This is a genomic window from Gemmatimonadota bacterium (assembly GCA_026705765.1).
GTDB lineage: Bacteria > Latescibacterota > UBA2968 > UBA2968 > UBA2968 > VXRD01.
In genome coordinates, this window is record JAPPAB010000158.1 from 73135 (window position 1) to 87016 (window position 13882).

Below are 13882 nucleotides of genomic sequence, written 5' to 3' on the forward strand. Positions count from 1 at the left end.
GCTCCTTTCGAGGGAATGATTGTTTGTAGCAAGGACATAAGCGCAAAATTATTCTATCAGGGTCAGGTATTTTTTTTCTTCATTTCGCATTTGCGTGTATCCTTCAAGGGTATCGTGTTCAAATCCCAGCAAATGCAGGGTCCCATGCACTGTCAAGTGGGTTATTTCTGCTTGTAGGGACCGGTTATGCGCTTTTGCTTGCTGTCGTGCGCGATCTACTGAGATGTATATCTCTCCACAATAATGCGCCTCTGGATGGATCGAATCGGACAGCTCAAATGAAAGAACATCAGTCGGTTTGTCTATGTTTCGATATTTTTTATTGAGTTGTCGGATGTGGGCGTCATGGGTTAGAACACACGAAATGGGGAGATGCACCTCGTTGTCTGAAAGAAGTTGTTGCACGACAGCTTCTATGCTGGTGATATCCAGATCGCATACATCGACTAAAGTTGTAATTTCCATTTTATTTATCTGTTTGCGACCTGGCGTTCTTGTTGTTGCGCTTGCCAGGGATAGGGTATTCGGGGGTGGTGCGACGCCTGCAAGACGGGTAAAAAGGCTTCCTGGATTCTGGTCAGATCGCGCAATGTGAGATCGCATTCATCCAATTCTCCCGCATCATAACGACCTTTGACAATTGTTTGGACGAGCTTTTTAATTTCGTCTGGCTCATTGTTCGGCAAAGACCGCGTCGCAGATTCGACAGCGTCTGCGAGATTAATAATACCCGCTTCTTTGGTCTGGGGTTTGGGACCGGGATAGTGAAAGTCGGCATCGCGGACTGCCTGTTCGTCGATGAGTTGCGCCTGATGTTTAAACGAAGTCATTTCTGAAGTCCCATGGTGCTGTGGGATGAGATCAATGATTGCCGGAGGAAGTCCTTCTTCTTTTGCCAATTCGATCCCGTCCCTGACATGGGAAATGAGAATCAGGGCACTTATTTGAGGCTGCAACTCATCGTGGGGATTCACGCCGTGCTGGTTTTCTATAAAATAGTGTGGCCGTCTCATTTTTCCGATATCGTGGTAATAACACCCAACGCGTGCGAGCAAGGGGTCTGCGTCTATTGCGAGCGCGGCTTCTTCCGAGAGATTGGCCATGTTTATGCTGTGGCTAAAGGTTCCTGGAGCGCGAAGGGCCAAATTGCGCAATAGCGGGCGATTTAAGTCCGCCAGTTCGAGCAGTGTCAGGGATGTTACGACATTGAAAACACTTTCAAATACGGGCAGTAATCCAATGGTGAGGATTAAGGAACCGCAGGCAGACACAATGCCCCAGAATAAATCCTCGCGTATTTCTGTGAGAAACTCGGTTGTGTTGGTATAAGAAAAAAGTAGTCCGACCGTAGAGGTAATTGTCAGGGCATAAGCGACAATCAGATACAGACCAGGGCGATAAAAATCTCTGCGATGGCGCACCTGGTGTACGGAAAATGCGCCAATAATGCCTGTGGTGAGAAAGATGATCCCGTATTGGAGTTCGCCGAGAATGCTGGCACAAAGCGTTGTAACTACAAGGGTGATCACCATGCCGACGACGGCATCAAAGAGCACGGTCGCCAGCATTGCAGATAGTGCGACGGGGATGAGAAAAGGCGATATGGCCTGGCTTTGGGCGGCGTAATCAGCCACAGCAGTGGGGATTAAAATAATGATGCCAAACAGTACGATGTTTTTGGACGGGCGATAAAGGTCGGGACGATAAAATTTTAGAAATGCAAAAAATATTATGAGCGTCAACGCGCAAAGTGATAGTCCAGCCCCTCGTTGAATGAGGTCAATAAATGGATCTTGCTGACGGCGTTGGTTGATATGTTCGGCCAGTGATCTGAGTTTGTCTATGTCGTCAGATGTTACGCGGTCGTGTTTGTCAATAATGCGCTCGCCTTTGAGGACTGTCCCTGGCTTGGTACGTGAGACATTACTGGCTGCCTCATCTCTTCGCCTCTGGGTTTCGGTAGCGTCATAGGCAATGTTGGAGGATAGATAGGCGAGAACCAGTTCACTGCCAGCTCTCATTTCCATAGCACTTGCCTTTGGCAATTGCTGTTCTATGGTTTGTTGGAGTTCCGAGGTAAAATTTTCTATATCGGCCAGTTCTTCAAGGCTAATTTGGCGTTCTGAGCCATTATTAAGTAGTATAACCTCTGCGTACCCCTCTTCGACGGTATTTATTTTCTGGTCGATAATCCCGTTCTGGTAGGTGCTTTGAAGAATTTTCTCAACTGCAGTGGTCAATGTACTGCGGCTGGCTGATCGCCGTCGAGATACGGGTATGAGATGTTTCAGGGTGGATTCCGACAAGGGGCTAATTTCCGGGTGTGAAAGCCGTAGCTCTTGTGAGAGCGATTCGCTTACCCCAGAGCCCATGTGCTTTTTTATGTCGTTAAGAAATGTTTTATATGCATTCAGTTTGTTTTGCTGTACTGTGCTATCATAGCGCAAAACTGGCAAAACCTGGCGGCGAGCTTCTGAGACTTCATCCTGGTATGCTTCCTCGCTTTTGTACACGGGGAAGGGTTCAGGGGCAATGACTTCATCTGGCGCAATCGCACCTACTCGAAATGCACTGTATTCGTGATGCTGTTGCGTGGGAAATAAGACGGTTAGTACGCCTAAGAGGGCGAGCATCAACGCAATGCGAAAGGCTTGCTTCCCTCGCTGTTTCCACTGTTGTCTCGTCCGACGCGTGCGGCCGCGTTGACGTTTTCTAAAGAACATCATGGTTTTGGCAGAGCCTCTTCTACATCTGGTTCCTGGGAATGTTCGCTTTGTTCGTAAGCTGTTATAATTTGTTGGACCAATGGGTGTCTTACAACATCTCTTTCTGAAAAGCTGATAAACTTGATGGCTTCTATATGAGATAGGATGTGCTGGACGTGTATAAGTCCGGACTTAATACCCGGCGGCAGGTCTATTTGTGTTATATCACCCGTAATTACGGCTTTGGCATTGTTGCCCAGGCGGGTGAGAAACATCTTCATCTGGTTGACGGTGGTATTCTGAGCCTCATCGAGAATGACAAAAGCGTTATTCAGGGTGCGTCCTCTCATAAATGCAAGCGGTGCAATTTCAAGTGTGTGCATCTCCATCAGGTGTTGCAATTGTGTATCGGGTAGCATGTCGCGCAGTGCATCGTAGAGTGGGCGCAGATAGGGATCGACTTTATCCTGTATATCTCCCGGAAGAAATCCCAGGGTTTCTCCAGCTTCTACGGCTGGCCGCGTCAGGATAATTCTGGAGATGTGTTTGCTTTTCAGTGCAGCAACAGCCGCTGCGACTGCCAGATAAGTCTTTCCCGTGCCCGCAGGCCCAATACCGAAAACAATATCGTGGTCTTCTATCGCTGCCGAGTAAGCAACCTGAGTCCGTGAGCGGGGGCGAATGAGAATTTTTGGCGTTGAAAGAATGGGTTTTGCGTATTCGCCGATTTCAGATTCGCAATTTTCTGGCGGTGGCGCAAGCAGGTGTAGAGGGTCAAACTGATCGCCGCGCCGAAGGCAGGAAATCATTTCTTCTAATAGACCAGAGACGTGTTGAACTTTGTGTTGTGGTCCCTGAACATTTAGCTGATCTCCGCGTGCGGTTAACCGCACGCCATAGCGGTCTTCAAGGGCGAGCAAATTTGCATCGTTATGACCGTATAACGATAGGAGGTCAACACCGCGCAAAGATAGTCTATGGGAGAGTTCTCTGTTTTCCACGATTTGAGTATTTAAAAAAGAAAACTCTCATTCCCAAACAGACTACGGGAATGAGAGTTCTATTTTAGAGTTAGAGGTTGATAGATGAACCTTCCATTGGATTTATGAAAGATCCAAATTCTGGGATCGAAAAGGTTGAGGTCAGTTTGCTGGAATATCAAATACTTGAGCCGGGAAAATCATGCTCGGATCAAAGATCTGTGTTTTGTTGGCCTGATAGATCCGATTCCATTTGGTGACATCATTGTACACCTTACCAGCAATAGACGAGAGGTTTTCGCCACTCATCACGAGATGTTGATTAATATCGACGCCAAAGGGAACGTTGAGAACCCACTTGGGATAAATTATATCGGGGTGTTTAATTTTATCCCGGTTTTCAACATAGATACGGGGCCAGAGATAAGGATCGCCGTAAATATCGTCTTTTTTGGCGATTTTCCAGAGATTATCACCTCTGACAACCGAATATTGCCGAATGCGCTTGCGAGGCATACGCGCTTTGACTTGCTCAAGTAATTGATCAATACTGGCCAGTTTTGCCTGTGCAGCTGGGAAACAGGCTCTTTTGTCTGCTTTAAGCTCTGATACGCGGGCTTCTATTTGATCAATCTCATCTCGAACTTCAAAAAGGGCATCTTCTGCCAGGCTGCGCAAGCCCATGAGGCGACCTTCAATGCGGCCGAGTTCTTGTATGTATTCGTTGACCCCTGCTTCATTGGATTCAACAAGACTATAGACTTGCCGTTTGATTTCACTGATCTGGGTATCCAGGCTCGAAATCTGGCTAGAAAGGTCATTAGATGCAGTTTGGCATTCAAGCAGAGCCTGTTTAAGTTCTGCAAGCCGTTGCTCCTGTTCAGTGAGTTTCATCCTGTATTCGTCATAGGTCATCTCCATCTGGGCAATTCCCTTTTGAGGGAAAACCAAAAGGGCGATTGCACAACAAAAGAGAAAAAACCCGAAACGCTTCAAACCTGTCATCCGACCAACTCCTTTCCACACACCAAAAGAAAATTACTGGCTCAAGACCTGTTGCATTGACTTAAGATATTTTGCCACTCGGCCAGAACCTGTTTTTTCTGTGCCAATTGGCGTTCCAACTCGGCCCGGTTTTGCTTACAGGCTGCGAGGTCGGCTTCAGCTGATTCTGCGGCTTTACGCGTTTCTTCGAGCATTTGGAGTTGCGATCTCGAGGCCATTGGCGTGCAACATCCAGATAACAGAACGAGTAGCAGACCGCAACCCGCCGCTTTTTTGAGTCTTTTCATAACCCGACTGCCTCCTCATAAATATTGACGTAAGTATCTAAATTATCAAATACTTAAGGGAAAAGAAAAAAAACTAATAATACGACTTTTAGACAAAGTACTACATAAAATACATAAAGTCAAGAAAAAGTTTTGAATGCATTATAGCCCTTTGTGATTACAATAATCGCAAACCGAGTTCGCGGAGTTGGGCGGGATCTACTATAGATGGTGCCCCGTCCATGAGCGATGCCGCTGTATTGGTTTTCGGAAATGGAATGACATCGCGGATAAATGCTTTGCCGGCCATGAGGGCGACGAGGCGGTCGTATCCAAACGCGATGCCGCCATGGGGGGGCGCGCCGTATCGAAAGGCGTCGAGTAAGAAGCCGAATTTTTCCCGCGATTCGCTTTCGGATATCCCCAACATGCGGAATACGCGCTCCTGGATTTCCCTGTGGTGGATACGAATACTTCCCCCAGCGATTTCGTTGCCATTGAGAACGAGATCATAAGCTCTGGCGCGAACATCACCCGGGGCTGTTTCAAGATCATTGAGGTCCGATTCCATAGGAGAAGTGAAGGGATGGTGACAGGCGACATAGCGTTTTTCAGCGTCATCAAATTCGAGAAGGGGGAACTGCGTCACCCATAAAAAGCTAAAGTCACCGGTCTCCAGGAGGTCTTGTTGTTGCGCCAGTTCTAAGCGCAGATTGCCCAGTGCGTTTGCGACAACAGAAGGTTGATCCGCGACAAATAAAAGCAGATCTCCCGTCTGTGCATCGAGTGATTCTCTGAGCATTTGTTGGGCTTGATCGGGGAAGAACTTGACAATTGATGATTCGAACCCCTGGTCGGTCACTTTAATCCAGGCGAGTCCCTTTGCGCCGTGTGTTGCAACAAAGGCTGTGAGGTCATCGATTTGTTTGCGCGAGTAGTTTGCGCATCCTTTGGCATTAATGGCGCGAACTTGCCCACCGGAATCAATTACGGATCTAAAGACCCGAAATTCCGAAGCGAGAGCAGCTTTTGCAATATCGACAATTTCGAGGCCGAAGCGCGTATCCGGACGATCAGTTCCAAAGCGGTCAATCGCCTCGCGATAGGTCATTTGCGGTATGGGAGAGGGGATATCAAAGCCTATGACATGCTCAAACAAGTGCCGCGTAAGCCCTTCTGCGAGTTGCATGACATCGGCTTCTGTGACAAATGCCATTTCTATGTCAATTTGGGTAAACTCGGGCTGCCGGTCGCCCCTCAGGTCTTCATCGCGGAAGCAGCGCACGATTTGAAAGTAGCGATCATAGCCGGCGATCATGAGCAACTGTTTGTAGGTTTGTGGTGACTGGGGCAGGGCATAGAAGTTGCCTCTTTGAACGCGAGAAGGAACGAGATAATCTCTGGCACCTTCGGGCGTGCTTTTCATGAGGAAGGGGGTTTCGATTTCGAGAAAGCCCTGGCCAATCAAATATTTGCGCGTTTCCTGTGCGGCGTTATGTCTCAGGAACAGGGCTTGTTGCATATCGGGGCGGCGCAGGTCGAGGTAGCGATAGCGCAGGCGCAGTTCTTCGTTGACGTCGATGTCGGGCTCTATGGCAAATGGCGGGGTGTCCGCTTCGTTGAGAAGACGCAGGTCTGAACATTCGATGTCGATGGCACCGGTGGGCAATTTGGGATTTGTCATGCCTTCCGGACGCGGCTCAACTCTGCCTTTTATTGCGAGGACAAATTCGTTGCGAATTTGTTCTGCAATGGCGTGTGTTTCTGCTTCGAGATCGGGCCGAAAGACTACCTGGGTGATGCCGTAGCGGTCGCGCAAATCGACAAATATGACGCCTCCATGGTCGCGTCTTTTGCCAACCCAACCCATCAGGCAGACTTCTTCGCCTACATTTTCGATGCGCAATTCGCCGCAGTTGTGCGTGCGTTTCCAGTCGCCGAGCGACTCTAACATGTCTGTCTCCTACGCTTGGGTAATTCCGTTTTTAAGCGTTGTTTTTATCGCGCACAGGTCGTTTTGTGAAAAAATTTGTTGTGCGCGCGTTTTGAGGTCTTTGAGGACGATGGTATTTGCAGATGCTTCATCTGGCCCAATAACCGCTGCAAAGGGAATATTTTGACGATCTGCATATTTGAATTGTCTGTCGAGACGCTGTCCCGGAATGAGGTGCAATTCTGTTGCGATACCCTTCTGGCGAAGTTTTTCAGCAAAAGAAGACGATTGGGAGAGCAGGTCTTCTGAAAATACCGTAATGAAGACGCGGGCACCGGGCATTTCGAGTTGGGGATAAATGTCTATTTCTTTTAGCAATTCGGTGATAGCCATATCGCCGACTGCAAATCCCACACCCGGTACCTGGCGTTTGCCGCCTACTTGACGTGTGAGATTGTCGTAACGACCACCTCCAAAGAGGGCGCGGCGCAATGAGGTTTTAGCCCAGGCTTCAAATACTGTGCGCGTGTAGTAGTCAAAACCGCGTACGATTTTGAGATCGAGTCTTACAAAGTCTCTGACATCATTTTTGTCGAGTTGCTCAAATATGCGCTGGAGCCAGGGGGAAAACGTCAGGTCTGTTGTTTGAAGGATTTCGTAGAGGGTATCGATTTGATGTGCGCTGAGATCCAGATCGTCGGCCAAATAGGTGCGGAATTTTTCCTCGGGCATTTTGTCTATGCGATCAATGGCCCCCAAAACCGGTCTGATGTTCTCGGGTGATAGGGCCAGTTCTCTGGCGATTAAATTTTCCAGGCCCTGTCGGTCGTTGATTCTGATGGTGGCGTGTTGGGTACTGAGACCGAGATGTTTGAATAGCGTACAAGCTATGGTGATTATTTCGGCATCGGCCAGATAGCTATCGCTGCCGAGCGCGTCGATATTCCATTGAAAAAAGGAACGACCACGACCGCGTTGGGGGCGCTCGTAGCGAAAGAACCGGCCGTAGGATTGCCAGCGGATAGGGAAGGTGAGTTCGCCTTCTTTTTGGGCGACCATGCGCGCGAGTGTGGGGGTGAGTTCTGGGCGCATGACGAGTTGTTTGTCGTCCCGGTCAGATAGCGTGAATGTTTGCTGTGTGACGATTTCTTCGCTGCTTTTGCCCAGGTAGAGGGCCATGTATTCGAGTATTGTGCTTTCGTATTCCCTGTACCCGAAGAGGTTGCCAACACCGATAAATTTCTCGCAGAGCCATTTCTGGTAGGCCCAGTCTTCGGGATAAAAATCGCGGGTGCCTTTTACTTTGGGAATTAACTGTGGCATGGGTGGTATATCCGTTGCAAATTATTTTTTATAATATATCCGTTGCAAATTATTTTTTATAATAGAAAACGAAAATAAAGGTAAGAGAGGGTATTGTCAAGATTTAAGAGGAAAAATTTAGGGATTGGTCTAAGCTGTAAAAGCGTTTTCGTAGTGGTGGATGACAGGACGCGATTGTGTCAGGTCAATGGCGATGACGTCAAATCTCGGTGCCGCGTGGGCAGAGCGTTGTCTTAGGTAGGCTTTTGCGATTTTGATGATTTGCGCTTGTTTGGCAGGCGTCACCCAGGCCTCTGGCTGCCCAAAATGCGAGGTGGTCGCGGTTTTGACCTCGACGAAGATCAAAATGTCGTTTTTCACCGCAATGAGGTCAATTTCACCGCCCAGGGCGCGAAATCCGCGCCCGCGAATGCGATATCCCTTTTGTTTTAGAAATGTTTCTGCCAATTGTTCGCCTTTTGGACCGGATTGTTGCAGGCGGGTGCGTTGTTTGCGAAATAGCAGGCGCAGGATCTGAACCTCATCCTGTGGGATGTGTTTGCTGGCACTGGCAATGGTTTTTCCTATGGCCTGGAGTTGGTCGAGGTTCATCGCTGTGCGAATGCCTTTGGCAAAAATTTTAAAGTCTTCAGAGCGCCTGGCTTCAATGACGCCCCGGAAAGATCGGCGGTGGATAGGACAGGGACCGTGTTTTTGCAAGGCGGCGAGGTGATCGGCGCTGCCGTATCCTTTGTGACCGGCAAAGCCATATGCGGGGTATTGCGCATGGTAATCGATCATCAGGCGATCACGCGTTACTTTGGCGATGACAGACGCGGCGGCTATAGAAAGCGACTTACGATCACCGCCTATGACCGCTTGTTCGGGGAATGGGCTGCCCGGGATGGCATTGCCATCGATGAGCACGCGGTCTGGCGAGGTGCTGAGGGCGGCGAGTGCCTCGCACATGGCCTGGTGGGTGGCGTTGCGGATGTTGTATTTGTCTATTTCTCGTGGAGACGCTTTGCCTGTGCCAATGGCGAGGGCTATATTGTGGATGGTTTCAAAAAGTTCTGCTCTGCGTTTTTCGGATAGTGCTTTGGAGTCATTCAGGCCAGGGATGAGTGTATCTGGCGGCAGGATAACCGCGGCGGCGACAACGGGACCTGCGAGGGGACCTCGCCCAGCTTCATCTACGCCTGCGATGTGCTGGATGCCCCGTTCTCTGAGTTTTTTTTCTATGGTGAGCATTTGCTCGAGACGCGCGTTCTCACGCGCCTGTGCTTTTTGCTTTTTTCTTATCTGTTCTGCGATTGCGCGAACACCGGCTCGGGTGTCCTGTTCGAGTGCGCGCAGGTATGCTTCGTCAGGAAGATTGGCAGATTTGGTGTGGTCGCGTATTTGCGCAACGGTCATTGTTGAGAGATTTTTCATGGCTGAAGGTGCAGGAGGTTCGACTCCAGGCACGCCTATCGGATGAGAGGGGCTTGATTAAATTACAAGGTATCTTTATATTTTTATATCTATACTTAAATGTTATTTATGTTTGTCCAAAGGTGGATGAATTAAAGAAGCGTCGAGATCCAAAAATCTGCAACTTATTTTTGAGACGAGATCGATATGGCAGACGAGAGCAATACCGACAAGCTGCGCAAGTTCGTGCGTTTTGTTACGCCTTTTAAATCGCGCCTGATCTTGCTGGTATGCCTGACGGCGACGATGACCACACTGGGCATGCTGCCCCCTCTGGTGATGAAGTTTATCATCGATGATGTCATTACCCTGGGCAACTGGCATTTGCTGGAAGTGCTTCTGTTTATTTCGATTTGCCTGCCTATCACGTCCGCTGCAATGCGCGTTTGGATCTCATTCGTCAATGCCTATGTGGGATGGGGGATGACGACGAATATGCGGAGGTTTACGTATGAACACATGTTGAAATTGCCGATGCGCTTTTACGACGAGATGGGTACGGGCAAGATTATGTCGCGCATTATGAGCGATATTGCGAATGTGCGCAGTATGGTGACGTCGCGCATGCTGGGCATTCTCGTTGACTTTGTGTCGTTCTGGGTAGCGCTTGTGCTGTGCATGGGTTTGAATTGGAAGATGGGGTGTTTGTTGCTTTTGCTGATGCCCCTGTATTTTTTCAATTATTACGGGTGGCGCACGCCAATGAGGGAGTCGTTCAGTCTCTGGCGCAGAAAGATGGATCAGGTGTCGGTTGGACTACAAGAGCGGTTGTCCGGGGTGCAACTGGTAAAATCTTATGGGCGAGAGCGCAGAGAACACCGCGCATTTGCGGAAGATACGCACCAGAGTTTGGATGCGGCGATGCAGACTGCCACAAATCGCGCTGGCTATATGGCTGGGTCCTGGGGGGTGTCGGGATTGCGCAATACGGTAATTTTTTGTTTGGGCTGTTATTATGTGATTGAAGGTGAGATGACTTATGGGGCTGTGATGGCCTTTTTTTCTTATTCGAGCCGGATGTTTCAGCCCGTTCTCAACCTGACGCAGATTGCCATGCGTCTGCAAGCCGTGATGGTGTCTGTGGATCGCGTTTTGGAAATTTTAGATTTTCCCATTGAGATTAGGGACAAGGAAGATGCTGTCGAATTGCCGCCGATAAAAGGACATATTAAATTTGAAGATGTGCATTTTGAGTACAAAGAGGACGAGCCTGTTTTGAAGGGAATTAACCTCGAGGTGCAGCCGGGGCAGATGGTGGCGCTGGTGGGGCATACGGGATGCGGCAAGACGACGTTGACGAGTTTGTTGATGCGATTTTACGATGTGAAGAATGGGCGTATTACAATTGATGGCCAGGATTTGAGGGATGTGAAGTTGCGTACCCTGCGTACACAGATCGGCCAGGTGTTGCAAGATTCGGTGATGTTTGATGGTACGATTCGGGAGAATTTACTATATGGTCGCGCAGATGCCACAGAGGCCGAGTTGATCGAGGCGGCGCGTATTGCCGAGATTCACGAGTTTATTATGCGTACACCCGAGGGTTATGATTCGATGTTGGGAAAAGATGGCATTAAACTGTCTGTGGGAGAAAAGCAGCGCCTTGCCATTGCGAGAGCCGTGCTGACCAATCCGTCGGTTTTAATTCTGGATGAAGCGACTTCGTCACTCGATTCTTTATCGGAAGCTCTGATACAAAAGGCGATGACCAGGGTGTTAAAGGGGCGCACATCCTTTGCCATTGCACACCGATTATCGACGATTGTCAATGCAGATATTATTGTTGTGATGGATAAGGGCGAGATTATTGAACAGGGGACGCACGGCGAATTGTTGCAAATACCCGATGGAAAGTATCGCCAGCTTTACGAGCAGCAGGCTGCAGGTTCTATTGAAGAGGCTGTAGAGGCTATGGCGAGTTGAGGTTATGGAAAACTTAAAGCGATTTACCATTTTGTATATCAAGCCGTATTGGGGGCGTATGTTGATGGTCATTATGATGGCCACTATTACGTCGTCCTATACGTTTTTGCTCGGGTTTATTTCAAAAATTACAGTTGACGAAGTCTTGCAACTCAAGCCCGCAGGTGAAGTCGTTTCAGAAGCCCACATGCAGTCTTTGATTCAGGAGGAGAGGCGGCCAAAGCGAGATCCACAGGCGACGATTCCAGGGCTGGGCAAAGAAGGCGGGATAATGCTGCCCAAGACGCGTACGGAAAAACTGGAATGGTTGGGATGGATTTTTATTCTCTACCTGGTTGTGAGATCGTTTTTTGCCACGCTCAACTGGTTTTATACGTATAGCATCGCCTATGTGGGACAGCGGATTGTTTTCCGGATTCGCCTGGCTCTGCACGAGAAGGTACAGCAGTTGCAGATGACATTTTTTGATCGCCAGCAAACCGGGCGGATTATGGCGCGTATTTTGGATGATGTGGGGTTGTTGCAGAGCGAAATTACGACGACTTTTGTAGAGACGTTGCGGCATGTTGCGCGCATTTTGATGGGTACGGCGATTCTGTTTACGATTGATGTCAAGCTCGCGCTGATGGCTTTTGTTGCATTGCCCGCGTATGTCGTGACCTATAAGGTGTTTCAGCGTCCGATCGCAAATGTTTTTATGCGGTTTCGAGAGGATTATGCCGAGGTGTCTGCGCTGCTGGAAGAACGCTCAAAGGGGATTCGTCTCATTCTGTCTTATGCGCGAGAAAGACGGGAGTTTCGGGATTTTTTCAGGCGTCTGATCGGGTTGTATCGGTTGGGGGTCAAACAGTCTGTTTTGAGTTCTGGCCTGGGGTCAGTCTGTTCGATTGTGGGAGGGGTTGCAATGGGGCTGATCTTTTATTTTGGCGCGTTGCAGGTTCGCGGCGGTATGATGACGGTTGGGGAATTGGTTTATTTTTCTATGTCGATGGGGAATCTCTTTTCGCCACTGGTCGCACTTGCCAATGTGAATGCCACGTTGCAACAGATGCTGGTGGTGATCAGTCGCGTGTTTGAGGTGCTGGATGAAGAGGTGATTATTCGGGATAGAGAAGATGCGAAGACACTCGACAAAGTGCGCGGGCGCGTGTCGTTCCGCGATGTGTCGTTTCGCTATACCGAGGCGGGTGATTACGTTCTTCGAGATCTCAAGTTTGTCGTGCGGCCTGGCACTTCGGTGGCTGTGGTTGGGCCTTCGGGTTCGGGGAAGAGTACGCTGGTGAGTTTGTTGATGCGTCTTTATGAACCCACAGAGGGGAAGATTATTCTGGACGATTACGATATACAAGATGTCAAAATTTCTTCACTGCGACAGCACATCAGTATGGTGCCCCAGGAACCCGTTCTGTTTTCCGGGACGATTGCCGATAATATTCGCTACGGTCAGCCCCATACCACGCCCGAGCAGGTGATGGCGGCGGCTAAGTCGGCGGAGTTGCACGATTTTATCATGACGCTGCCAGAGAAATACGAAGCGCCGGTCGAGGAGCGCGGTACCAATTTATCGGGCGGGCAAAAACAGCGTCTGGCTTTTGCGATGGCTGTGGTCACCGATCCCAGTATTCTGATTTTGGACGATACGACTTCGGCGCTGGATGCAAAGACAGAGGCGAAGATTCAAGAGACGCTGGATCACTTGATGGAGGGGCGCACGACGTTTGTGATTACCCACCGGATTTCTACTGCGATGCGGGCAGATCGCATCCTGGTGCTGGACAATGGTCGCATGGCGGGCTGGGGTTTCCACGACGATTTGCTGGAGGAGTGCGAGGTCTATCGCTTGCTTTACGAACAGCAGCAAAAGCAGAAAGACGATGCGGCAGATGAGTTTATTGAGGGGATTATGACGGCGATGGAAGATGTTGAAAAGGGGAAGAAGCAACTACAAAAGCAACCACAGATGGACACAGATGGACACAGATAAAAGGTGCGATATAGATAGATGCAGCGCAGGCATACGTAGGGGCGGTGTCCCTGTGCCCGCCCTATATTTTTCCGAACTGTAAATGGGAAATCCATTCGCAGTTTTTTTTATACTCAATCTCAAAAACTAAAAAAAACAGAAATATACGGTGAGAATCACAAATATGCGGGGACTTTTTGAGTTGAAATTACAGGCGTGACAGTATTATCGTGACTACTCCCAACGATAGAGCAGTTGGGCTTCTTGACGGTCAATCCGCCTGACGTTGTAGCCCCAACGTCAATATGTTTATCGCAGCATTGTGGTCTCTG

General features: G+C 49.2%; 10 protein-coding genes. 2 read left to right on the plus strand and 8 right to left on the minus strand.

What is annotated here, in order from left to right:
- Positions 1-48: 48 nt before the first annotated feature.
- From ybeY to OXH16_20365, 8 genes are all read right to left on the minus strand, one after another.
- Positions 49-465 carry an rRNA maturation RNase YbeY gene (gene ybeY / locus OXH16_20330; GenBank protein ID MCY3683752.1) on the minus strand — a complete coding sequence of 139 codons (417 nt, stop codon included), beginning with the start codon at positions 463-465 and terminating at the stop codon, positions 49-51.
- 5 nt (positions 466-470) lie between these two features.
- Complete coding sequence (locus OXH16_20335; GenBank protein ID MCY3683753.1) at positions 471-2726, minus strand: HDIG domain-containing protein; 2256 nt, start codon at positions 2724-2726, stop codon at positions 471-473.
- On the minus strand, positions 2723-3706 hold the full coding sequence (locus tag OXH16_20340; GenBank protein MCY3683754.1) for a PhoH family protein: 984 nt from the start codon (positions 3704-3706) through the stop codon (positions 2723-2725). The genes OXH16_20335 and OXH16_20340 overlap by 4 nt, the downstream gene beginning before the upstream one ends.
- Positions 3707-3847: 141 nt before the next feature.
- Positions 3848-4690 (minus strand): LysM peptidoglycan-binding domain-containing protein, encoded by an 843-nt coding sequence (locus OXH16_20345; GenBank protein MCY3683755.1) that lies wholly within the window; start codon positions 4688-4690, stop codon positions 3848-3850.
- 41 nt (positions 4691-4731) lie between these two features.
- Positions 4732-4977 carry a hypothetical protein gene (locus OXH16_20350; protein ID MCY3683756.1) on the minus strand — a complete coding sequence of 82 codons (246 nt, stop codon included), beginning with the start codon at positions 4975-4977 and terminating at the stop codon, positions 4732-4734.
- A gap of 157 nt (positions 4978-5134) precedes the next feature.
- The gene (gene aspS, locus OXH16_20355) at positions 5135-6910 is read right to left on the minus strand and encodes an aspartate--tRNA ligase (GenBank protein ID MCY3683757.1); all 1776 of its coding nucleotides are present in this window, start codon (positions 6908-6910) and stop codon (positions 5135-5137) included.
- A 9-nt stretch (positions 6911-6919) separates the two neighbouring features.
- Positions 6920-8212 carry a histidine--tRNA ligase gene (hisS, locus tag OXH16_20360; GenBank protein ID MCY3683758.1) on the minus strand — a complete coding sequence of 431 codons (1293 nt, stop codon included), beginning with the start codon at positions 8210-8212 and terminating at the stop codon, positions 6920-6922.
- Positions 8213-8341: 129 nt separating this feature from the next.
- Positions 8342-9607, minus strand: coding sequence for a ribonuclease HII (locus OXH16_20365; GenBank protein ID MCY3683759.1), 1266 nt, complete (start codon positions 9605-9607; stop codon positions 8342-8344).
- A gap of 204 nt (positions 9608-9811) precedes the next feature.
- Between OXH16_20365 and OXH16_20370 the strand changes: the two genes are divergently transcribed.
- Positions 9812-11587, plus strand: a complete 1776-nt coding sequence (locus OXH16_20370; protein ID MCY3683760.1) for an ABC transporter ATP-binding protein — start codon at positions 9812-9814, stop codon at positions 11585-11587.
- Positions 11588-11591: 4 nt separating this feature from the next.
- On the plus strand, positions 11592-13571 hold the full coding sequence (locus OXH16_20375; GenBank protein MCY3683761.1) for an ABC transporter ATP-binding protein: 1980 nt from the start codon (positions 11592-11594) through the stop codon (positions 13569-13571).
- Positions 13572-13882 lie beyond the last annotated feature (311 nt).

Bases quoted from the DNA above. Each gene is read 5' to 3' on its own strand.
- ybeY (MCY3683752.1), bottom strand. From the start codon at position 465: ATGGAAATTACAACTTTAGTCGATGTATGCGATCTGGATATCACCAGC.
- OXH16_20335 (MCY3683753.1), bottom strand. From the start codon at position 2,726: ATGATGTTCTTTAGAAAACGTCAACGCGGCCGCACGCGTCGGACGAGA.
- OXH16_20345 (MCY3683755.1), bottom strand. From the start codon at position 4,690: ATGACAGGTTTGAAGCGTTTCGGGTTTTTTCTCTTTTGTTGTGCAATC.
- OXH16_20350 (MCY3683756.1), bottom strand. From the start codon at position 4,977: ATGAAAAGACTCAAAAAAGCGGCGGGTTGCGGTCTGCTACTCGTTCTG.
- aspS (MCY3683757.1), bottom strand. From the start codon at position 6,910: ATGTTAGAGTCGCTCGGCGACTGGAAACGCACGCACAACTGCGGCGAA.
- hisS (MCY3683758.1), bottom strand. From the start codon at position 8,212: ATGCCACAGTTAATTCCCAAAGTAAAAGGCACCCGCGATTTTTATCCC.
- OXH16_20365 (MCY3683759.1), bottom strand. From the start codon at position 9,607: ATGACCGTTGCGCAAATACGCGACCACACCAAATCTGCCAATCTTCCT.
- OXH16_20370 (MCY3683760.1), top strand. From the start codon at position 9,812: ATGGCAGACGAGAGCAATACCGACAAGCTGCGCAAGTTCGTGCGTTTT.
- OXH16_20375 (MCY3683761.1), top strand. From the start codon at position 11,592: ATGGAAAACTTAAAGCGATTTACCATTTTGTATATCAAGCCGTATTGG.